The sequence below is a fragment of the Acinetobacter sp. P37 genome (genome assembly GCF_057480965.1).
This window is the reverse complement of sequence record NZ_JBLIYY010000007.1, coordinates 175,592-198,330: the sequence shown is the minus strand read 5'-3', so window position 1 is coordinate 198,330 and position 22,739 is coordinate 175,592. Positions and strand designations below refer to the sequence as shown.

Annotated in this window: 22 protein-coding genes and 2 pseudogenes; 8 read left to right on the top strand and 16 right to left on the bottom strand. The window is 33.6% G+C overall.

The genetic code is table 11. From position 1 onward, the window contains the following. Window positions 1-28: 28 nt before the first annotated feature. Window positions 29-415, bottom strand: coding sequence for a hypothetical protein (locus AC25JC_RS08815; RefSeq protein WP_486923873.1), 387 nt, complete (start codon window positions 413-415; stop codon window positions 29-31). A 9-nt stretch (window positions 416-424) separates the two neighbouring features. Between AC25JC_RS08815 and AC25JC_RS08810 the strand changes: the two are divergent. From AC25JC_RS08810 to AC25JC_RS08795, 4 genes and pseudogenes are all read left to right on the top strand, one after another. Then, window positions 425-607: pseudogene (locus AC25JC_RS08810) on the top strand (RHS repeat-associated core domain-containing protein); the annotation flags it as partial. Window positions 608-855: 248 nt separating this feature from the next. Further along, entirely contained in the window at window positions 856-1,104 is a 249-nt protein-coding gene (locus AC25JC_RS08805) for a hypothetical protein (protein ID WP_486923872.1), read from the top strand. A 19-nt stretch (window positions 1,105-1,123) separates the two neighbouring features. After that, a complete protein-coding gene (locus AC25JC_RS08800; protein ID WP_180156328.1) occupies window positions 1,124-1,561 on the top strand; it encodes a hypothetical protein in 438 nt (145 codons plus the stop codon). 14 nt (window positions 1,562-1,575) lie between these two features. After that, window positions 1,576-1,911: pseudogene (locus tag AC25JC_RS08795) on the top strand (HAD-IA family hydrolase); the annotation flags it as partial. A gap of 28 nt (window positions 1,912-1,939) precedes the next feature. On the opposite strand, the gene AC25JC_RS08790 reads toward AC25JC_RS08795, so the two are convergent. After that, window positions 1,940-2,389: a hypothetical protein gene (locus tag AC25JC_RS08790; RefSeq protein WP_486923871.1), complete on the bottom strand. Its 450-nt coding sequence runs from the start codon at window positions 2,387-2,389 to the stop codon at window positions 1,940-1,942. 299 nt (window positions 2,390-2,688) lie between these two features. Between AC25JC_RS08790 and AC25JC_RS08785 the strand changes: the two genes are divergently transcribed. Next, window positions 2,689-3,855: a low temperature requirement protein A gene (locus AC25JC_RS08785; protein ID WP_486923870.1), complete on the top strand. Its 1,167-nt coding sequence runs from the start codon at window positions 2,689-2,691 to the stop codon at window positions 3,853-3,855. A 1,251-nt stretch (window positions 3,856-5,106) separates the two neighbouring features. Here AC25JC_RS08785 and AC25JC_RS08780 read toward each other — a convergent pair. The 7 genes from AC25JC_RS08780 to AC25JC_RS08750 all read right to left on the bottom strand — a co-directional run bounded on the left by AC25JC_RS08780 (window position 5,107) and on the right by AC25JC_RS08750 (window position 9,167). Further along, a complete protein-coding gene (locus AC25JC_RS08780) occupies window positions 5,107-5,790 on the bottom strand; it encodes a hypothetical protein (protein WP_180107312.1) in 684 nt (227 codons plus the stop codon). Between the two features lie 12 nt (window positions 5,791-5,802). Then, window positions 5,803-6,210, bottom strand: coding sequence for a Tox-REase-5 domain-containing protein (locus AC25JC_RS08775; protein WP_180107314.1), 408 nt, complete (start codon window positions 6,208-6,210; stop codon window positions 5,803-5,805). Window positions 6,211-6,795: 585 nt separating this feature from the next. Beyond that, window positions 6,796-7,482, bottom strand: coding sequence for an immunity 52 family protein (locus AC25JC_RS08770; RefSeq protein WP_180034536.1), 687 nt, complete (start codon window positions 7,480-7,482; stop codon window positions 6,796-6,798). A 14-nt stretch (window positions 7,483-7,496) separates the two neighbouring features. Further along, window positions 7,497-8,135, bottom strand: coding sequence for a Tox-REase-5 domain-containing protein (locus AC25JC_RS08765; RefSeq protein WP_111886111.1), 639 nt, complete (start codon window positions 8,133-8,135; stop codon window positions 7,497-7,499). Continuing rightward, window positions 8,136-8,480, bottom strand: a complete 345-nt coding sequence (locus AC25JC_RS08760; protein ID WP_111886110.1) for a hypothetical protein — start codon at window positions 8,478-8,480, stop codon at window positions 8,136-8,138. Continuing rightward, the gene (locus AC25JC_RS08755; protein WP_111886109.1) at window positions 8,473-8,970 is read right to left on the bottom strand and encodes a DUF4123 domain-containing protein; all 498 of its coding nucleotides are present in this window, start codon (window positions 8,968-8,970) and stop codon (window positions 8,473-8,475) included. The genes AC25JC_RS08760 and AC25JC_RS08755 overlap by 8 nt, the downstream gene beginning before the upstream one ends. Beyond that, window positions 8,967-9,167, bottom strand: a complete 201-nt coding sequence (locus tag AC25JC_RS08750) for a hypothetical protein (protein ID WP_111886108.1) — start codon at window positions 9,165-9,167, stop codon at window positions 8,967-8,969. Before AC25JC_RS08750 ends, AC25JC_RS08755 begins: the two co-directional genes overlap by 4 nt. Before the next feature lie 88 nt (window positions 9,168-9,255). On the opposite strand from AC25JC_RS08750, the gene AC25JC_RS08745 reads away from it, so the two are divergent. After that, a complete protein-coding gene (locus AC25JC_RS08745) occupies window positions 9,256-9,903 on the top strand; it encodes a hypothetical protein (RefSeq protein WP_486923869.1) in 648 nt (215 codons plus the stop codon). Between the two features lie 523 nt (window positions 9,904-10,426). Here the strand turns inward: AC25JC_RS08745 and eruA are convergent. Further along, window positions 10,427-14,368, bottom strand: a complete 3,942-nt coding sequence (gene eruA, locus AC25JC_RS08740) for an NACHT domain-containing antiphage protein EruA (RefSeq protein WP_486923868.1) — start codon at window positions 14,366-14,368, stop codon at window positions 10,427-10,429. A 109-nt stretch (window positions 14,369-14,477) separates the two neighbouring features. Here eruA and AC25JC_RS08735 point away from each other — a divergent pair, with 109 nt between their 5' ends. Next, window positions 14,478-15,413, top strand: coding sequence for a hypothetical protein (locus AC25JC_RS08735; RefSeq protein ID WP_486923867.1), 936 nt, complete (start codon window positions 14,478-14,480; stop codon window positions 15,411-15,413). 25 nt (window positions 15,414-15,438) lie between these two features. Here AC25JC_RS08735 and AC25JC_RS08730 read toward each other — a convergent pair whose 3' ends face one another. From AC25JC_RS08730 to AC25JC_RS08710, 5 genes are all read right to left on the bottom strand, one after another. Further along, the gene (locus AC25JC_RS08730) at window positions 15,439-17,397 is read right to left on the bottom strand and encodes a TniQ family protein (protein ID WP_486923866.1); all 1,959 of its coding nucleotides are present in this window, start codon (window positions 17,395-17,397) and stop codon (window positions 15,439-15,441) included. A gap of 8 nt (window positions 17,398-17,405) precedes the next feature. Next, window positions 17,406-18,350 carry a TniB family NTP-binding protein gene (locus AC25JC_RS08725; RefSeq protein ID WP_486923865.1) on the bottom strand — a complete coding sequence of 315 codons (945 nt, stop codon included), beginning with the start codon at window positions 18,348-18,350 and terminating at the stop codon, window positions 17,406-17,408. Next, on the bottom strand, window positions 18,337-20,217 hold the full coding sequence (locus AC25JC_RS08720; protein WP_486923864.1) for a Mu transposase C-terminal domain-containing protein: 1,881 nt from the start codon (window positions 20,215-20,217) through the stop codon (window positions 18,337-18,339). The genes AC25JC_RS08725 and AC25JC_RS08720 overlap by 14 nt, the downstream gene beginning before the upstream one ends. 1 nt (window position 20,218) lies before the next feature. After that, complete coding sequence (locus tag AC25JC_RS08715) at window positions 20,219-20,923, bottom strand: TnsA endonuclease N-terminal domain-containing protein (RefSeq protein WP_486923863.1); 705 nt, start codon at window positions 20,921-20,923, stop codon at window positions 20,219-20,221. Between the two features lie 241 nt (window positions 20,924-21,164). Then, entirely contained in the window at window positions 21,165-21,431 is a 267-nt protein-coding gene (locus tag AC25JC_RS08710) for a hypothetical protein (protein WP_486923862.1), read from the bottom strand. A 135-nt stretch (window positions 21,432-21,566) separates the two neighbouring features. On the opposite strand from AC25JC_RS08710, the gene AC25JC_RS08705 reads away from it, so the two are divergent. Continuing rightward, the gene (locus tag AC25JC_RS08705) at window positions 21,567-22,436 is read left to right on the top strand and encodes a hypothetical protein (protein WP_486923884.1); all 870 of its coding nucleotides are present in this window, start codon (window positions 21,567-21,569) and stop codon (window positions 22,434-22,436) included. Between the two features lie 55 nt (window positions 22,437-22,491). Here the strand turns inward: AC25JC_RS08705 and AC25JC_RS08700 are convergent, their stop codons facing one another. Continuing rightward, entirely contained in the window at window positions 22,492-22,734 is a 243-nt protein-coding gene (locus tag AC25JC_RS08700; protein WP_486923861.1) for a transposase, read from the bottom strand. Between the last annotated feature and the right edge of the window lie 5 nt (window positions 22,735-22,739).

Here is a 22,739-nt window from a genome sequence, read left to right as displayed (position 1 = left end):
TTGCACCGAACCTAATGAATGATGCTGATTATTTAAAGATAATCAGCAAAATGAGCAAGATCAGCCCACAGAGAAACCATTTGAGCAAAGGTGACTCATCATTTTTGATGGATTCTGCTTCGAGTGCGATGCCATGTTTATCGTAGACAAATACAAAATGTGCATTTGCGCTTAGAGCCATTTCTTGAATGGCTTGTAGCTCGAGTGCGCTGACTTCTTCACTTAAGCGTTCTTTTAACTGAATAAAAATAACCGGCTGTCCAAACTCATACCACTTGAAGTGGATCTGTTGTATGAGTTGGTTGAAGCACTGTTCTGCAACATGATAGTTTCGGACAAAACTTCCGCGTTCTATAAACGCCAGAGGGCAGTTTTGTTCAGCTACAATTTGATGATCACGCGTTAAAACTTGCATTTGATCATAATTCGTTTTCAAGGTCAGTATTTTGATGAGGAAACAGGGCTACACTATAACCGCCATCGGTATTATTCACCTGATGTAGGGCGATTTATTTCTAAAGACCCGATTGGACTTTTGGGTGGTCATAATGTTTATGCTTATGCACCAAACCCTGTTGAATGGGTAGATCCGAGAGGTTTAGCAAAAGGAAAAGGTTCTAAAGGAAGAGGTAGTGGAAAAGGACGTAATCAGGGAACTACACAAAAACAACCTTGTCCTGATAGTAATCCGTGTAAAACAGCAAATCCATCACAGGGTGCAAGGTATTTTCAGAGTCAGAAACCTTATGATCAACAAGATAAATGGGAAAATATAGTTTTACCAAAGGGAACGAAACTTTATACTCTTGCACCATATGGGGCAAAACCTGGTGGTTTTTTGCAGATGTATCGACGTTGAGTCAAGCTAATGGGTCTGCTATAAAATACCACGATCTCGTTCAGGTTGGGCATAAAGGGATAGCACCTGATCGCTTTCCTCGTGATGCACGGACAAAGGTACGTGAGTTTATCGTTACTAAAGATATTTGTGTAGGGCGTGCTAAGGCATTAGCTAATAAGGATTATGGAACTGGGGGAGGAACGCAGTATTATATTACGCCATCAAATCGGTCAGCTTTAAAGAAAAAAATATTTCTGGATTAACTTAATATAGGGCTAGCTAATGAGTAATAGTAATATACAAATTAATGATCTTAAAGAGATAAAAAATATTTTTAAAAAGTTAAGTTCAGAAAATATGTTGAAAAAGATAAGGGTTTCTAAATTAAATCATGTGGTTTATCAGTCTTTAATTGAAATTTTAATACATGATTTTAAATTTAATATTTTTTTTGAAACGTCAAAAAATGAATTAACAGAAGCTTTATTACATTGGATAGATGGTCCAGTTACTCAAGTTGATTGGGATAATGTATCCAATGAGAAATTAGATAGAGAGTTTGATTTGTTAAAATTATTTTATGAGAAAGAATTTTCTACTTTTCCCACTGAAAAAAATAATGAAAATTATTGGAATCTTAGTTGGGGTGAGGTTTCTGTAGTTAAAAACAAACGAGATTTTAATGTAATAACTTATATAAAATTTAAAGGGTTGTACTAGATAAGGTTTAAATTTTAGTCAAAATTCGCCAAATTTTAGAACATTTTGATTTGGCACAATATTTTACTGTGATCTATGGCAGTGAACTGAACGGTGAGCGCACCAACAAAGGCGATTTAATTGAATACATTTTGCAGCAAGAACAGTTAGATGCAAAAGAATGTGTGATGGTGGGAGACCGTGAGTACGATATTTTAGGTGCACGCCGTAATGCAGTGCCGAGTATTGCTGTGAACTATGGTTATGGTAGCGCAGAAGAAATTCAAACGGCTGCACCGGCTTTGGTGATTGATCGTTTTAGCGATTTGATTTCGAGTATTGAGCAATTGCAGCAGCAGAAAGTGTCGTAGTTGCACCGAACCTAATGAATGATGCTGATTATTTAAAGATAATCAGCAAAATCAGAAAAATCAGCCCACAGAAAAACCATTTGAGCAAAGGTGACTCATCATTTTTGATGGTTTCTGCTTCGAGTGCGATGCCATGTTTATCGTAGACAAATACAAAATGTGCATTTGCGCTTAGTGCCATTTCTTGAATGGCTCGTAGCTCGAGTGCGCTGACTTCTTCACTTAAGCGTTCTTTTAACTGAATAAAAATAACCGGTTGTCCAAACTCATACCACTTGAAGTGGATCTGTTGTATGAGTTGGTTGAAGCACTGTTCTGCAATATGATAATTTCGGACAAAACTTCCGCGTTCTATAAAAGCCAAAGGGCAGTTTTGTTCAGCTACAATTTGATGATCACGCGTTAAAACTTGCATTTGATCATAATGGATCTGTACCCAAACTGCGTCAGGAAAAGACGCTAATTTTTCTTTTAACATCACTTTTAGATTTCATTATTTTTTTAATTACTAGCAGTATGTCATTAAAATTTAGAGAAAAATATAGCTGAGATATAAAAAAACACATCGATCTATCGAGTTTTTGTTTTAAACGCCTTTCGCAGTTTTGTCACTTTGAATTTTTACTTCCATAATTGAAATATCTAACGCTTAAGTAGGTTTTTAAAACCATTATCCTTTTTCTAGAAAACTGTTTCTCATCTGATTTATGTAATCGACCTTGTAACTATTTCAGGCTTTTGAAAAAATTCAGACAGAAAACAATAAAGCTGAATGCTATGTCCAAATCATTTTTATTCCCTAGTCAGTGGCTCAAACCTTTGCACCCACGTGATCCACATGAGCATCATCGTGTCGCGACCTCTTTAGAATTGCTTTTTGACTTGATCTTTGTTGTCGCGATCGCAACCGCAGGGCAGCAACTGCATCATGCCATTGTTGAAAATCATTTAGCTCAGGGTTTAACGCTGTATGGCATGGTGTTTTTTGCTTTGTGGTGGGCGTGGATGAACTTTAGTTGGTTTGCCTCAGCATATGATAATGATGATGCGCTCTATCGAATCTTAACTTTTGTACAGATTATTGGTTCTTTGGTCATTGCTGCAGGTATTCCAAGCGCATTTCAAAAGCAGGATTTTGACGTAATTGTGATTGGTTATGCCATTATGCGTCTAGGCTTAGTTACGCAGTGGTTTCGCGTTGCAAAGCATGATCTGTCCCGTCGGAAAACTGCATTACGCTATGCGTTTGGCATCATACTGGTACAAGTCGGGTGGCTGTTCTTTCATTTTTCACCGCTGCATTTCACCGTTTATCTTTTCATTTTGCTCGCAATTGCTGAACTTTCTGTGCCAGTTTTTGCAGAAGCTGCAAGCCGTACACCTTGGCATGCGCATCATATTGCAGAGCGATATTCACTGCTCACCATTATCGTTTTAGGCGAATCTATTGTCGGCTGTTCGATTGCGATGACTGATGCATTAACAAATCAGCGTTTTAGTACTGAACTGATCTTTTTGATGGTAGGCGGCCTGATGATGATGTTCACCATGTGGTGGTCTTATTTTGATACCAGTATTGCAGAGCGTTTAAATAGCCGAAAAATGGCATTTACTTGGGGGTATGGACATTTCTTTGTCTTTATTAGTATCGCGGCGATTGGTGCTAGTTTAGCTGCCGCAGTCGATGTGGTTTCGCATGAGGCACTGATTAGTTCTGAAAAAGAAAGCTACTTTGTGGCGATCAGCCTCGTGATTTATACGACAAGTTTATATTTACTCCATGAATTGCATCATCAAAGTGGCTTTAGAAAACTTTTATATCCTTTAACCGTGGTGATTGTTTTATGTATTCCGTTGTTTATTACTCCTGCGGGTTATGCAATATTTGCGATGGCAGTGGTATATGCATTGAGATTGATGTTTACAAAATGCTATTTAAAATGAAGGTTTATTGTCATAGTTCCGTCTGCGATGAAGGGACTATGACCTTGGTTTGATGATGGTATCCGTCCGTAATCTGCATAACGACAGTCATTTTTAGCTTGTCTATTTTGTAGTTTGAATGTGAGGAAGGTGTGATTTGAATAAATAAGAAAAATAAATAAATCTCTTAATGGTGTACTCCCAAATGAAAAAGGAGAGAAATAAGCTAACAGGTACGTAAAGAAAATAGCTGTTTTCTAATCTCGATAGAAAAGCCAATGGAATAGTGAATAAAATTACTAAATAGAGTAAAGGCAGGTGATATTTTCGTTGCCATATTCTCCCGTGGATCAATTCATGGTCAAGACTGAATTGGTCTCTATTGGAAATTACTGTAGGGATCGACTGGATAAAATTAGGTTGTTTGAGCAGCGTTTTAATTTTCTTTTGTACAAGATATCCATCAATTAAACAGTAGCTTATGAAGATAATCGAAATTGTATGATTAAAAATGATAAGGGGGTAAAAGCATATGCTGAATATGACCAAGCTATTAAATGTTAGTGCTTTAAAATAGCAGTGATGACATGTTCTTGTTGCAGCAATGAGTGTTACTGGAAGCGTAATGATGATTGTGATAATGAGTAGGTAAAAGCGTTGTATGAACAGGTAATACATGCCGAAAAGAAGCCCCATAATAATGACGCATATCCACGACCTATAAATCAGTGAATTTTCTTTTGTTGTTGTATTTATTATTATTTCCATGCTTTATTCTCAAAAAATAAACCCTCCGAAGAGGGTTTAAATCGTCATGCGACACAAGGTTTGTCATTTCGATACTCATAAATTCAATTACTTAGAAAGTATTGCGACAAATAATGACAATTTCAGCGACACAACCTATGTCATTTTTTGGATAAAACGACACAACCTGTGTCATTTTGATAAGTACAGGGTTTTAAGAATATTATTAAAAATGCCTTTAGAAACTTGATATATAGTATGAATAACGGTGAATGTAGTTAAAAATTTTAAGAAGGTTATGAAACTAGTAACTATTTAGTCAAAGTGCAAGTTTAGCTATTTGTAAATTAAGACAAACTAAATAAAATTGCTTAACGCTGCTTAAAAAGAAATCTTGGATGGGCGTGAATCAAAAAAGCCTAATTAAAAATAATCAGGCTTTTTGTTTTTTTGTGAGGTAATGATTTATATGTATAAAATTAAACTATTACGTTTAAGACTTATTTTGTGGAATTACAGGAATTGTTATTGTTCAAAAAAATCTTCAGGTAATTCAGCTTCAGGAATCACTCCAAGTTCAACTAAGGCTAAAGAGTTTTCTTGTATTTTTCTCTTCATTTCATCTGATTCATCTGCCCAATTCTCATCAAAAACAAGGATGTTACCTTTATTTAGATCATTATCTATTTCAATCTTTTTATATAAATGAGGGATAGAATCTATATCAATAGTTTTAGATATATAGCAAATTGAAGAAGTTACAAGTCTATGAGGGTATACATTTATCTCTGCAAAAAAATTATTACTTATATACATATATTTAAATTGGATATGTTCAAGTAGAACTTTCAGGATTTCTACTATCTTTTCATATGGAATTATTTTTTCAAAACTCATTCTAAAGTCAAAAGTATCAAAATTAATACTTCCGAAATTTGAGTTATCTTCGCCATTCCATAAGGAAAAACTTTGAAATGGATCCTTTTCTCTTAATGTTATTAAAAAATTATCCGCTTTTTCTGAAGGAAATGGATAATCAAGAGGAGGGTTTTTCCCAGTTGGATTATTAATATACCATGTAGAAAAAATAGGATCGATTACAACAATTTTTTTTACGATTTCTTTTAATGTGTTCAACTGCGATTGAATATCACTGCCTGATGATGGTAGCCGTTTAAAAAAACGAGTATTAAGAAAAAATTCGCTCATGTTCGATCCTATTTATAAAGACATGTATATAGAGGACACAATAAGCCCTCCATTACTATCAAAGAATGTTTTTGCTTCTCTCTCATAAAAATACCAAGTAGGTTTTATTGTTTTATATGGAGTAATTACAGTTTTTTCCCTTCTAGCTTCTAAAACTAACCCATTAAAAACATCCATTTTTAGAAATCTAGGTTTTTCAGGGTCTAAAAATTGTGAATATTGTCCTTTTGCTTCGACCAAAATACATTCTATTGGCCATAGCCCATCAAATGATGTACCAACTAAATTCCACTCTTCGATTGGAGTAGTAGCCTTTGTATTGCCATCGGCTATATATGGCGTATAGGAGTTAAATGTTAAGGGATAACTAGATAAATTTGATATTTTTATTTGATACTCTGTATTAACTTCGGCGCCCATAGAACGCTTAATCAGATGTTTATTACCTAACTGATAGGCTTCACACTTATTGCATTGCTCTTACTTGGTTCTATCTTTAGTGAGCTCTTTATAAATTAGAAAGTATGGATGGCAAACTGAGTTATAGTATGATTCCTGTGGAACCGATGGACATTACAGTATGGATGTTTAATCCTAACATTGAAGCCATTTCTGAGAACCTACAAAATCTTTATGATTATCTAAAAGATTATGCATCTTTTACGAATAAAACTGATTGGATGAATTAGTACATTAACAGTATTGCACCTATCTACCAAAAGCAGAGCCAAGTTGATTCAATGATGGGTCAAAGCTTTGATTTATTTTTTCAGAAAAAAGATGAATATTTTTTATGGACATATCCCGAATACACAAAATACAACCTTAAAATTCAAAGAAATTTCAACTAAATTGCTTTGCTTAAAAATTAATCATAGATGGGGCATGAATCAAAAATCCCGATCAGAAATGATCGGGTTTTTTCGTTATGTCATATGAGTATGATTTAAACTAATAAATGAAAATAATTGTCTATAACACCTATTACTTTGATTTTAGGAATTGCTATTGCTCAAAAAAATCCTCAGGTAATTCAGCTTCAGGAATCACTCCTAGTTCAACTAAGGCTAAAGAGTTTTCTTGTACTTTTTTCTTCATTTCATCTGATTCATCTGCCCAATGCTCATCAAAAATTAGAATAGTTCCTTTATTTAGAGGGGTATCAACATCAACAATTTTGTAAAGGTGGGGTATTAATTTTTCATCTATTTTAATGGGGATATAGCAAATGGAAGTCGTTTCTAACCGATGTGGAAAAACATTGATATCTCCAAAAAAGTCGCTATTTAGATATACATAATCATTCTTAGGATATTCTAATACGACTTTAAAAAGTTGAATTATTTGCTCAAGAGTCAAGACTTTTTTGAAAGTCATAACTAAACCTGTTCTATCGAAACTAAAACTCGCAAAAAGCTCTGTTTCTAACGATCCATTCCAGAGCCCAAAAATTTCAAAACTGTCTTCTTTTCTATGATTAAACAAATATTTTTTCGATTTTTCTGAAGGGAAAGGATAGTCTAAAGGTGGTTTTGAGCTAGTTGCATTATTGATATACCAAGTCTTAAAAATAGGATCAATTTTTGACAGTTCAGATATAATCTGCTCAACTTTTTCTATTTGTTCAATTATTTCATTATCATTATTACCAAGAATTTTTGGTATTCGTGTACTAAGAAAATACTCTCTCATACTGAAATCCTATTTTATAAAGGCATAAAAATTGTTGGCACTATGTTGCGACTGAAACGATCAAAATACACTTTAGTTTCTTCTTCATAAAAATACCAATTCAACTTTGATGTTTTAAAACGACTAACAACACTTCTTTGGCTAGTTGCCTCATTACGCATTTTTAGAAAAATATTATTTTTCATAAAATCAGGTTTACCTTCTAAAAATTGAGCATAACGCCCTTTCGCTTCGACAAGTATACATTGCATTGGCCATAGCCCATCAAATGAGACTCCAGATAATACCCACTCTTGTATTTCTGTTGTTTGTTTTGTATTTCCTGAAACAAGATATGGATCTGAAGCTTGGAATGTTAGAGGGTAACTTGATAAGTTGGCTATTTTAATTTGATATTCAGTATTGATTTCATTACCCATTGGGCGTTTTATTTGATGCTTATTACCTAATTGATAAGGTTCACATTTATTACAACGCTGTTGTTTAGTTATATCTTTACTGACCTCTTTAGCTAAAACAACAGCAGCCATACCTTTGGCAGCTTCAACAGCAATCGTCGTACTTCCTGCTGTAGCACCTCCTGTTGTGCCAGTTGCTGCTCCTCGGCCTCCAACTGTAGCTAATCGCCCTAAGCTTATAAGGAATCCTACCATTTAATTCTCACTTAACTCATGAAACTCTAAAGTAGACAATAGGTCTTTTCCTCTAAGATTTGACCCATATATAAATTTTTGTACATCTAGATCCTGGAGAAGATTTTTTCTTATGATGGTATTCCATACAATAAGTTGTGAAATTACTTCGTTATCTGTTAATAACAATGAAATCAATAAATCAAAACTTGCGTAAATTTCTTGTTTTAACAGGTTGTAATTAATTTGATACTCAAGAAAAGATTGTTTGTTATCTAAAAGATAGTTATAAATTTTTTCACATAACTCTTCTCTATTTTTTACTTTTTCCAAGCTATCTATTTGATTTTTATTTAACTTAAGCATCGCTTTTTATCTCGTATATAAGGTGATTAAGTAAATAAGAAATTGATTCCAAACCCTCCATGAATTGCTTTTTTTGTTCATTTGTAAAAATCAAAGAAAAACGATTTATTACACGAGGGTCGTAATATCTAAGAATTCCAATTCCACCATCCTCGAATTCAAGATAGAGTTTTTCTAATAGTGTATTTTTTAATTGTTTTGTATCCAAAAAACTTCTGATCAAAATCATAGAGTCTTTAGCTTTCATAAGTTCTATGTGATTACTTATTTGATCCTGTCTTAGTTGTGATAAATCAAATAATATCGGTCCATATTCATGGGCTTCTTCTTCATATGTTCCTTTGAATAAATAAATACCATCCCCATATGTGTAGGAAATATTGTGTATCACAGTACGATCAATTTGTGCCCCATCAACTAATAAGAAAAATGAATCCTCACTAATTTTATTATTAATTAATTGATCTAGATTATAATTTTGTAAACTCATCTTCTTACTATCCCTAAACCTTCTTTTGCTGCTTTCACAAGACATTCAATACAAATAGGTTGAGCTAGAACATTTTTAAGCATTGGAACTTGAGCACCAGACTGAAAAAGATGCTGTCCTGCTTTAGCCTCAAACTTTGCAGGGGTGATGATAGTTATTCCATCTTGATTGATGATGATCTGAGAGCCACCAGCCATAGATTTACCTATTTATTATAAGTTTATAAAATTCAACCTTAATTTGGCATAATATAAATATTGTTAATTCACTAATTTTGCTAAAAGTATGACATTTATCATAGCAATTCAGTTAAATGATAGCATTATTGTCACTACTGACAATAAGAAAATTATTTTAAGAGAAACAGGCGAAACCCAATTCGATACTAAAAAAATTGCTAAAATTCAATTATGGGATAAAGGGATTATCACTGGAACGGGCGAAAGCTATGTGATTAGTCGAGCCATTGAGTTATTTAAGAAACTTACTCAATCAGACATGAATAAGCTTCCTCAATGCTTAGAAATATCACGACAAATCAGAGAACTAGAATTAGGTACAGGCTACTTTCAGGTTGAAAACACAAAACTACTTTGTTCAAGTTACAGTGAATATGGTGCACAACTTTATACCATCCAACGTTTTTCTCCATTGGAGCCTTATGAGCTTACAGCAATAAAGCCAATGCATATTACTGTTTGGTTGTTTCAGCCAAATATTGAAAACATTTCTGAAGAATTAAATAATCTTTACAAGGATCTAAAAGATTATGCCTTCTTTTGTAACAAAATAGATTGGATTAATCACTATCTCAAAAGCCTTGCACTTATCTACCAAAAGCAAAGCCAACAAGATCCGTTAATGAGTCAAAGCTTTGATTTCTTTTTTCAGACAAAAGATGAATATGTCTATGGGCATACACCGAATACATAAAATATAACCATAGAATTCAAAGAAATTTCAACAAATAGATATCTTCTGTAAGTTGAAAAGCCTGAAAAATGTCTTAGTTTTAAAGTAAGAAATAATTGGATTAAAGGGTAATCCCCCCTAAAACAACTAGAACATTTCCAATCTCATAATAACAGCCCATTTTCTTTTAGGAGATATGAGATAAGATAACTCCTTTGTTGAAGGTCTTGTGTTACAAGTAGTGGCATGTGTCGCAAAAGAAAAGCAAGATGCAAAATAATATTTTTCACTGACAACTTATGTGTCGCGTGACGATATCATCAGGCATTGTTTTATTCTCCATTTTATTTTAAAAAAAATTAAAAAAAAGGAGGCTGTTAAGCCTCCCTTTTGCGTCATGCGACACATAGTTTGTCATTTCGAGTTTATTAACTTCAATGACTTGAGTGTGGTTGCGACGTACAATGACATTGATCAGCGACACAACCTATGTCATTTTTTTGGTAAAACGACACAACCTATGACAATTTTTGAAAATGTGTTTTCAAAGTCTTTTTCTATTGCAATCAATAACTACTATCTTAATTTTACCTTCCTGAGCAATTCGACTATTTAGTACCAACATATCTTGTAGTTGATGAGGGGTGGTAGGTTTGAATTTACCTCTCCCTGGTGTTTTTAATTTTTTATTATCAGATCTCTCACCAAACCAGAGTACGACATAAATACCTCTACCTTCAGCTCTCCAATCAGTGGCATATAATTTATTAAGTTGCTTGTCTGCTCCAGTCCAAAGGTCAGGATGCCACTGACCTTTTATTTCAATTGGAATTCGAAGTTTGCCTACAACACAAGTGATATCAACTTCTTTGTCATCTGCTACATGTGTTTCAGGTTCATATGTGATTGTTTTATCACCTTGGCGAAGTAAACCGATTAGATGGTCTCGGCATCGTTCTTCATTAAAAGGCTTACCTTGATCATTTAAAAATCCACGCCAAGATTCAGCATCATCACTCATAATTTTTGCTTGAACGATACTTAGCTCATCTAATATGACTGTTTGTAAATCAGAGATTGATTGAGGACTATCATTAGTAATAAATGCTTTAATTGTATTGATTGTTGGTGGTATATAAAGATGCTCACTACGAATAAGTCTTTGTTCATACTTTACTGTTTTGATTAAGTCTGTGTATTCGTCGAAAGATGATATTTTTAAACGTTCCATAGCTTTACAAGCTTCATCACTATAGTTTTTACCTAATAGTTTAATGAGCTGAACTATGAATTTTGAAGCATCCCAAGGATTTGTATCCCCAAATGTTCCTCCTATAGGTTGACCTACATTTGGCCATAAATTTCGGAAAGTTGTAATAATCCACTCTAGTTGATTAGTATTTAATAGATTATTGTAATGATTCTCTCTGTAGCGACCAGTTATTCTATCTCGTAAAGTCCAAATTAAACTTTTATCTATTGGTTGACTTCCTAGACTATTGATTGTTTCTTCAAAATTTATAAGTATGTTGACAGATATCCAGTATTTTCGTCGTTCTTCATTCACTAATAAATCTAAGGACGGAATCAACTGTTTCAATTCTTCAAATTTTCCATTGTGTAGTAAACAATCCGCAAGTTCCTTTTCATCCTCATTATTAAGATTTTTAAATTTATTTAACCAATTTGTTGCTAATTCAGTACCTAATTCAGCGTATTCTATTTTTCTCATAAATTCTGATAACCCACCAATATGGGGGCATTGAGCTTCAAAGTGTGGCTCATAAAAAGCTTGTATTGCTTCTTTGAAAATTTTTCTTTTTTTAAGTTCTTCAATTATATGTGTATAAAGGTTACTGATTCCCGCGTGCTCATCATATCGACGATACGATAAAAAAAGATAGGCAGCTATTAGTCTCTCATCTGGGAGATCAGAAAAATATTTACTATTTCTAACACGTTCAGCTAATCCAACTATCAGGATAAAACTCGATTCGTAGTATCGACCTTGAGGCAAAATAGTTGCAATATCTTGTGCATTCACATCAGGTGGGTTTTTAATTAAATTTGCCTCAAAACCCTCCATACATGCTTCAGAAATATCAGATCCGATCCAATCTGATATACGTTCATGTGCAGGGATCTCTTTACTGATGTCAGTGAATAGACGTAAATAAACTTTAGCTGGTGTAAGTATCAGTTCATATTCACCTTGGCATAATCGATTGATACTTGAGATGTAAAATAATCTGTGTTTGGCTCGATCTGTAGATTTTTTAACTTCTCTTTGTTTTTTCCTTTCAAGGTCTTTAATTTGCCAATCTTCTAATTCAATGACAGAAATTTGATTTAACCAAGTTTGATCATCCTTGCTATTGAGAGTGAAGGGTAATGCAGCCTCTCTTACTTCCTTGCCAATTTCAGCATCGTGACGTGTTAATTGAACAATTTCTTTCCAGCGAATATCTTTCGAATTTTTTAAATACAATTTTTTAAGAATGAATATTAGATCTAGACTAGTAAGAGCTAAGCCTGAGGATCGACTTGAAAGATATATGGCTCTTTGCCAAATATTTCCTTCGTGGGGTAAATCCAACAAAACCATGTACTGTAGCGCTTGCTTTGATATGTAATCATTTTTTAAATATTCTGCTAGCTCTTTAATACTTTCGTCTTGATATCCATATGTATTCCCGAAAGGTTCAAGCCATTCCCACAACTTTTTAGGTGTAATAGCATATTTTTCTATAAATCTTAGAATCAATCGGTATGCAAAATTTTTGGCTTCACTTTTAATTTCTGAATCATCATCTTTCTCAAGGGTTTTAAAGCCCATAATAAAATAGTTTAGAACATATTCAATTTGTTCTAAAGGTAAATTTTCTTGTAAATACCATAATGTTCCGACAGTATTACTATTTATTTTTAAATATGAAATAGCAAGATTAGCAATTAAATCATCATTGGTTTTGTTGTAGCCAGTATCATCTAATAACTCTATTGCTAATCTAATAGATGACTCATCACCTAATTGAAATAGGGATGTATATATACTAGGCCAATCTATAAATTGTTCTTGAACAGCTAGAGCTTCACCAGCTGATTTACGTATTGCAAATTCTATTTTGGAATCATTAATAAGGTTAGTTAATATTTGGATAAAATCATTTGGAAGTTGATATCCTTTAATGACGTCTATTAGAAAAAGTCTAAAGCCAAAGGGAATATCAGATTGAATTATAATTTTCTGGATTTGAGATAAGATTATTGGCGTTGTGAAAGCTCGAATGCTGTATCCATTTCTATTATAAAAGTTATAAAAACTAGGATTATTTTCAGCTAAATCTTGAATACTATTTAGTAGAGTTTGAGCTTGCTCTACTGTTATGGTTCCAACATCACCATATTCAAGAATACCTATAGGGTCTGCCTTCATAATACTTGAGACTAAAGCAGGGTCACTCAGTAGCCATGAATGTAAACCACGTAAGTTACTCGGAACAAATTCATGGCTATGGAACAAAGATAGAAGACGCTTACGTTTTCGGTTAGTATCAGCTAGTTTTACTAGCCATTTTGCTCCCAAGAACTCACCAATTCGACGATGAATGTAAGTAAAACGTTCTACTCCATTTGATCGAAAAAGGCGTGAACCTAAAACTAGATCGATTTTTTCAGTACCAGGAAGTTGCTTAACTTCACTTATCGGTAGTTCACCGTCAATTAAATTTATAATTGATTTTCTAGAAATAGCTTCATTACCTGTCAGGATTAAACTGGCAAAAGCAGCTCCTGCTGCATCAAGTGAGACTTCGCTTGGCAATTGTGCTTCAGATTTAGATTCAGAATGTTCTGCTCTTAAAATTTCTATAGCTTGTTCAAATAATTGGGTTAAAGATTCAGGTAGCTCTCCCTGAATTGCAACTTTAGCAATTAAACTAAGAGTTTGAGGGTTGCCTAGCAAATCATCCAGATTCTTAGCTGTAAAGTGAGTGATAATTTCTTGAGCTCTTTGGGTGCTAAAGTTTTGTTCAAGAAATATAGCCATATCATTTTGAGGAAAAGGATTTAAATGAAGTTCTAAAGGTGATTCTGAATATTGTTCTCTTATAGCTTGTATGCCTGTAGCACTTTTCCAATCTGCTGCACGGCAAGCTAAAATAAATTTTGGATATCCTAAAAATTCAAGCTTTTGCAATACTCCATCTACTGCATCACCATCATTTTTCGAACTTACCTCATCGAGTGAATCAATAACTAATATGCTATTTTCACCAAGAAGAGGGCGGGGATCAGCACGATTTAGTAATTGACGTGCAGTACAATATGCGTAATTTTTTAAGTTTCCTAGCCATTCTAAAAGGCTAGACTTTCCCATTCCCGCTTCACCTAAAATAACCAATGAATTAGTTATTTCAAGTATTTCATGTTGACTAATTTTTTTTTGAGTATCATCACATTGATACCACAGAGTTCTCGGGATCATGATCTAAATTTAATAAATATTGTATAGTTGATAGACTTCTCATAATCTTAGCATGAATAATTAGTCGATTAAGAAATTGATTTGAAAGGAAAATACAAATGGGGAATAAGTGAATTTTACTATCTTTTTATTGCAGAAAATTAAACTTATTGTTGATAATAGTGGGTTTATTGCTAAATTTACTATAGGTGTTGGTATATGTTTTATCCTTTTATATTTTTGGCATATTGATTACTTTCCTACTGACTTATCATTAGGAGATGGGCTTTTATTTTTCTTAATTACAATAAAATTTTTATTCATCTATGTATTTTTTTTGGGCTCACACTATGCGCTTGGAAGTGTTTTATTATTTTGTCTAAGGGCTGTATGGAGTTTTTTCAAGGTTTTATTTTCATTGCGAATAATATTGTCTAAAGGCTTAATTGATCTGGTTTTCTTAAAGTTAGATTTCAAAGGTTTTTTTGAAAAAATAAGCAATAATTTTATTAATTTTTTATTTTGCATTTTTGGTTTTGCTTTTGCCTTAGTATTTTATAGTGGGAAATCAATAAATATATTGGTAATGCTCTTTTTAAGTATTATTTTGAAATTATTTATCGATAAATTTATAGAAAATCTGAAGGAAAATAATGAGAAGTTACTTGAAAATGGAAATAATGAAAAAAATATAAAGCTTTCATTGATGCTACTTTATATTCTTCTTGTTCCAAGTTCTGTCTATATTTTATCCTCAGATAAATCAAAAAATGTTTTTATTAATATTGCACTAGGCTCTGTAAGAGAGGATGAAAAAAATAGCTTAATTTATATCAAAGATGGATTTGAAGATTTCTTTCCAGAGTCAAAAATTGGTAAGAAAAAGGGTGAATACGTTGAGATAAAAGGCGGTGAAATACTCTTAAAAGGGGTAGGTAAGAATGCTTTAATTCAATATACAACTAAAACCAAAGACCAAAATGGAAATATAGTTAAAATAAAAGTTAAAGTCGAAGTTCCTAATGAAGCCCTATTAATTGTAAGAAGATCCCAGCATCAGGATTAGATGGAATCTTCAACTCATTATCAAATCATTGTAATACTAACTTTAATACTTCTTTTTTATTGAAAAGCCTAATCTTTTTATCTTCCTTTCCCAAATAGTAAGGCTTAATAATTCCTCGATTCTGTAAGTTAGTGATATGAGAGTGACGCATACCTAAGAGAGTACTTGCTTCTGCACCAGTGACGTATTCCTCTTTTAACTTCAAAACTTCAGTTAGCTCATTCTTATTAATGAGCTTCCAATAAATTAAATCTTCAATATACAAGAATCCTGTTTCGCACCAATTTTTTTTCATCCAATTTATAGGACAACTTAATTGCTTTACTGCCTCTAAGTAAGGAACATAATCTTCGGAATTCAGTTTATTCTTAAGATCTAATAATGACCTAGCCTGGATTTGAACTGAGAGAGGATGGTTCTTATCCTTGCTAAGAATGCCTTTTTGGACCAGTACCGCAACTTTATTTGGGCTAACTCCTAAAAGTGCAGCTGCTTCTTTTAAAGAGTAATAATCTGTACTGGTAGTTATTGATTCCGACTTGTCTTTTTGTCTACCTGTACGTGTTGGATAGTGTTGAATGACCTCTAAATTAGCTGTACTTATATCTTGAACATCTGTCTTTAAAAAAATGTTAATGGGCGTAGAGTCAATATGTGGCCCATGAACGGGCTTAATACCTATTGATGCTAATTTCTCCACGAGATTTGTAGGAGATACTTTCAACTGTTTTGCTAAAGGAGCAATCAGCATATATTTGCTATTGAATTCATGAAGTTTGTTCTTTGAATATTGCTTAGGAGTAGCTACATCTAGTTCATTTTGTTCTAGATTGAACCATCCAATATTTGCTAGTTTACGAGCAGTTTCATAATTGATTTCTAAAACTTTAGAAATTTCTTTTAGACAAATGTGGTCATTAACGATAGTCGTGTCACGCAGTGTGTCGGCTATAGATTCATCCTTGTCTATTAAGCCTAAAAGAAAGCGTTCTATATCTATACTCGATATATTTCCACGATAAAGTTCTTTTCTCCCTAGCTTTAGATAGTCGCTTTCAATCAATTTCTCAAGCTCAAAACGTGAAACTTTCAAAATACGTTTTATCTGATGGTTTCTAAGTTTTATAGAAATACTTTTTTCACTTATTTTGTATTCATCTGCATTTTGTTCAACGACTTTAATGTGCTTCTTGAAAAAATTCTCATATTTTAAAAATGGTATTAACTGTACCCTAGGATGTGAGTAATTGATTCTAGAATTAATAAGAGCACTGAGCTTGAGTGCTGAAAGTTCAGGATGATGAAAGTATTCATATACGGAAAGGAAAACTTTCAAATCGGTGTTAGATCTATCGAACTTAAAGAAGTTATTAAAAGCATTCCAGCAAGCTGCAAACTCTTTGAATAATTTGTTGGAGTTGAAGTTTAGAACGTCGATAAACCAATAAATGGTTTCAATAGAGTTTGCTTCTCTGATTGGGGCTTTATTAAGTTCATAACCACAGCAAGAACAGTTTTGAACACCTGCTTTAGATGTAATTGGATTCTCACAATTTGGACAAGTATCAATTAAAAAGCATGAATGAATCGGACATGCGTAAATTGGTTTGAGCATCCATAATTTTTTTAAATATGCACTTTCTCCAAGACAAATAGGACAGTAGCGTATGTTGTCTAATTCAAATAACTCATGAGGAACTTCTATAGCTCCTATTGTTCTTGGAGATCTATTTGTAGGACCTGATCTTTCAAAAGCTAAACAAGCATATTCACTATCTATATTTAAAGCGTTCAGAACTGAACTAAAGCGAACATCATCCGCTAGATGGTAATTAAGAGATTTCTTAATGATGGATTTATAGTTTTCTTTGCCAACTAAATTAAAGATTGAGCTATGTGCATTAAGTTTTGCGGTTCTGAGTAGGAAGCTGATTGGCGATTCATCTTCATAAGGGATTGCTTGTATTAAAAGAGAATTTTGCATAATGATATTTATTTCATGAGTGATATGATTTGAGAAATATTCATTTCGAATGGATTTTTACTTTGTTTGCTAATGTATAGTGTGATACCTAGTTTCCAGGCATAACTAAAATCATTAGAATTAACGACTTGCCTTCCATCGTTTAAAGCATGCGTAATACTTTCTCTAATCAGACTCATGATGTATGAGTGATAACCTCTCGTTGCCAATTGAATTTGCATGCTTACAAGTTGGCTATCTAGTGCTGGCGAGAAGGTGATATTCTGTTTATTAAGTGTTCTTGAAACTTCAGCGAGAAAGGCAAGCATACTCCCACCTTGTATGGGATCAACAGTTAATGGGTTTAACTGGTAAATGAATGGGAATCTACGTGCAATTTGGCTATCAATTTGAAGTAGCGGGACGAACTCTGGTAAACCAACCAAGCAAAAACTGATCCCAGTTCTATTCACTAAAGTTTTAATCCAATTCCCCGTAGTCCGATTCATTCTCGTCGATGTAGGTTTACGCTCAAATAAATGATGGAACTCATCTAAAAATATGAGCTTAGTTTCGCATTGAGCAAGTAAATGAATAAGCCTACTTGTTAGATATTCAGTTGTTCCATATCCATTTTCACAAGTAACATCTCCCAGTTCTTTAAGCATCATTATGGCCAATGACTTTACAGTAGCTGGTGAGGGGACTTCGACATAACATACTGGAATAATAGATTTTTTATAATCCTTTACTGTTTTTTCTGAACGTGGCATCAAACTTAAAATTGTTTTGCACAACGTTGTTTTTCCTAATCCACCCTCTGCGAGCAACATACTTCCAACTGGTTCACTATAGGAAATACTTCTTTTGACACAATCTTGTATACCTGTAAAAGCTGTCATAAACTCATTTGAAGTAATGACAATATTGTTAATAGATCTAATTTTATCGAATCGATTATCAAATTTTTCCATGTTTTAATACCTCCAAAGAACCAAACTGCTCAATTGGTGTTGGTGTATTTATAGTAGAAACAGGTTGTTCAGATATATGCTTCTCTTCCGAAAAAAGCTGTTCTTCAACTTTTTTTAATTGTTTGGGAAGTTCTAAAGTAAGGGGCTTTAGTCTCGGTTTATGTTTAATAAGATTACTTTGTATCTCGTGCATAAGTTTATACAGGTGATATAAGTCCGACATTGGACCAATCCTTTGTTTGTCAGATCGAGTTTGGGCTTTCTTTAACTTTTGCACTTCAAGATGTGTTACGCGTGACAAGCCAAATGTATAATTTTGATTGGTTGAGTCTGCTTGAATAACTACATCTTTATTATTAGGGTCTACAACATAAACTTCATTTAAATTTAAATCGTCAATTAGCACAGTAACGGTTTTTATGCCTTGTGCTTGTAGTGTTGTAAGTGAATGAGAAAAATAACTAATGCCGTCTACACGGACTTGACCGTGATTAATACTTCTTTCAATAGGCCTGCGACATAAAATTTTTGCATCTATATCAGTGAGAAAACTGGGGCGAATATCTTCAATTGCATCTTGCCACATAATAATAGGAGAGCGACCAGTCGTATGGTGAATAGATTTGTGATAGACATCGTGAATCCATGTATCTATATATTTTTTCAATTGTTCTAAAGTTAATTGAGCAATTTTATTGGAGTTATAGCTCCCTTTATCTATCGGATTTGAAAAAGTTGTGCCAGGTAACTTTTGAAGGATCCCATGAGTGAGTGTGCTAAAAAAGCGTTCAATATGAGGCTTGTTATTTGGAGTACCCACTTGAGAAGGAGTCAAAGTAATTTTCAGCTGTTCGCACACTCGCGCAAGTGAATTATTTTTAAACTCAATTCCATTATCAGGAATGATAATACTCGGAATACCTCCTGGTAATTTATGATTCGGCCGAGTAACCATGTCCTTAATTGTTTCTAAAGTAGTTGCAGCGCTAGGTGGATACATATTGATATACGTACCTACAATTGCTCTTGAATAAACATCAATTGCACAAGCAAGAAATGGTCGTCCTAAAGCAACCTTATTCTTTGGGTCGACTATAATAATATCGAGATAATGTGTATCAATTTCGACCATATAAAGAGCAAAAGGGCTAATAATGCTTTTGCCGGCAGCTTGAAAAGTTTTCTTCGCTATACGAGATCCTTTCTTTATTTTTAATTTAATATAAGGGTCTAGTTTTTTGATGTGTCGTTGGATACTCCTCAGTGTTGGTAACTGTTCCAATGAGATCCCTTGCTCTATGAATCGACCAAGCATATAGGCTTGTACGTCTTTACCAGTTCTATATTCAGGTTTCAAATAGACTTCATTAATTGCTTGATTCAGAATTTGGTAGACTTCAGGTGGGAATCTTAAGTGATGATTGCCTATATATTTATCTTGTAAACAGAGCTTGTTCTGCGAAAAATTTTTATATTTAGTAATCCATCTTGCGACAGTACGGCAGGAAGGGGGGGTAGAATCTTTAATTTCAGTGGAGATTTGCTCTATTAATTTTGATAAATTTTGAGGGCTCGTAGGGGATTTTAGAGTTTGAAGAGCACTTATAACATAACGTTCTTTACGGTGTATTTCTGAACTGTGTTTAGGGTTGATCATCAGCTTATCAGGTGAAAATACACATAGAATTTCACCTTCTTTGTAGCGGCTTTCAAACTCATTCGGATTAATTGAAAATGACTTTCCACCAGCAATGGCTGCATATCGTATATCATTATAGGTTACAGAACCGATTTCAAAAATATAGTCAGGATGTTCTTTAAAATAAAAACGAAAACCTGGTTGTGGGGTTAAAAGAACATTGTTCATGTCAATAGCCCTCACTGATTTCTTGTTTGATTGGGCTAATTGTTATTCTTTGATGAAAAAATAAATAATCAGCTAGTTCTTGCTTGAGGCCTATTGATTCAAGTGTTTTATAGGCTTGATTTGAGTTTTCAAATTCATTGAGTTTTAACAGGTCTAAAGCATAATTGATTTCGAAAGTACTCCAGCTGAATCGATGTCCTCTCTGATACCAGTAAAGCAGTTGAGATATTTCTGTTTCACTTGGTAAGTTTGAGTGATCTATTAGCTTAAAAGTAATATCCATTGAGTGGAGTAGATCAGAAAGTATCGCAAAGCGATTTAAGTCATCTATTGATAATGATGCTATGGATGGTTTGACTTCATGAACCTCATAAGCACCTTCTTTTGTTTGAACCAAGAAATCTGGAAAACAATACTGTTCATTGGCTAGCAAGATTTTTAATGCTTGTGAGCGATAATTTAAGATGTTGGGATCTTGTTCTAATGAGATTGCATGAGCGAGTTCAAGTCGGCTTTCTAAGGGTATTGCTCCGCAACACTTTTCACTCGGGAAAAGTGAAGTTCGACGACCAAAAGCACCTTGGTAGATTTTGCGTTGTCCATGAAGTGTGGCTGCTACATTTGCAGTTGATTCAAAAGCTATCCTGATTTGTTCTAGGATACTTGTTTGAATATCAGTTTTTAAAAATACGGTTCGATAAGGCATATCTGTTCATCCAGAAGTAATCCTATTCTCAATAGATTTTTGAGAATGAGCTAATCTGTACTATTACTATTGAATAGCACTCACTTGACTGGTGACGATATAGAGAAGATACTATGATTCTCAGGTCTTTATATTCTTCTATATAAAGTCACAAACGGATCCTTTTAAGGGTCCGTTTTTTTATTGATTTTTTTTCTAACTTTTCATAATCACTCCAAGGTCATTTTCGATTATTGAGAATTTAATGGTTATCTTGAGAATCTAAAATAGCATTCCTTTGATTTGCCAGCCATGTAGCAACATCCTTTACTAAGGCATATTTGCCACGACGATTGGGGATACTAAAAACAGGAACTGGGACTGTTTTACGCGTTAACGCTTGTCGAAAGGCTTCCGTAGATTTGTAGCCTAAAGCGATTCGTAGTACATCATCTGTCATTAGCGGGCCGTAACGGTCGAATAACTCTTTTTCTATTGTAGTTGCATCAACTATGGGATGGATTTCCATTGAGTTCCTGGTAGTAACCTGTCTCAACAAAAGCTTATACTTGAGACTATATCTGTACAAGTTGAATAAATCACTAAACTTTTTCCGGAAATATTTTTTTAAACAATTGATATTTAAGGATTTGATTTGAATTTTATGGGTTATGTTTTGCAAAACGAAAATATTGGAAAAGTTAGAATTAATAAAAGGGATGTAGTCGATCAAATACGGGTTGCACTATGGTATTCGCATATACAGCTTGGTTTAGATGCACAACTACCATCTGAAATAGCAAAAATGGTTGAACCTGATAAAATTAGAGTAGTGAATGGGGGGGTAACTGATAATGATCGGAAGTGGAGAAACTATAAGAATGGTTTAAATGTTCCTCATCCAAAACTTATAGATAAAGCTGAAGCAGCCGTACAAGGTAGTTCGTTAATAATTAATCATGTGCTTTGGCAAGCCATGAAAAATTCAATAAATTTAGATTTACTTTTAAAAGACGGCATTGGAAAACTGTCGTGGGAAGTTCAAAGGATACTCTATAAACCCAATAAATATAATTGTGATAGGAAGTTAGTTGAAAGTTTATCTCCTAGAAAACTGATACAGCTGGAACGATTAGCTAGCTTAGATGCTTTAGCTGCATTGGTAATTTTTTATCGAATGGGAGTCGAGGACACTAGTAGCATTGTCGATATCAGCAGAGCTATTTATCGAACCTTACTTATTATTTGCATGAAAAAACCTTATTTACATTTTAGTGAAAATTTAATTTTATTGATGCATTCCCAAGTATTTTCTTTAGTGGGCCCTAAGGAATCAATATTAGGCGATAGCTTCAAAGAAGATTTTCTAATGGATCTACAAATGTTAATAACTCAATTTTCAAAGATGGACAGTGAAAATTTGGTTACTAATACTTGGAAAAAAGACGTTAGGATCTCATCCGATTTTTTGGAAAAGGTCAGGTTTCATAACCTCTTTAAAGAATCGACTATCATGACAGTGGGTGCTATCTAAGATACTTTTAATGCAAAATATCTTCGTAGACATACGATATTTGGGTGAGAACACCTTACATTTTCAGGCGATTAGATAACCTTTCTTCAGCATACATTTGTTTTAGAGCCAAATTTTCTTGTTCCAATTTGTCTAAGCGAATCAGAATTTGCTCATTAATATCTATATAACTTGCCTTCCAACGATAGAAAGTTGCTACACTGATTTTGTACTCTTCGCAAATTTGTTCGACAGTTGCACCTGCTAAATTCTTTTTAACAATACTATTGATTTTAGCCACAGAAAATTTTTGCTTCACAGTGA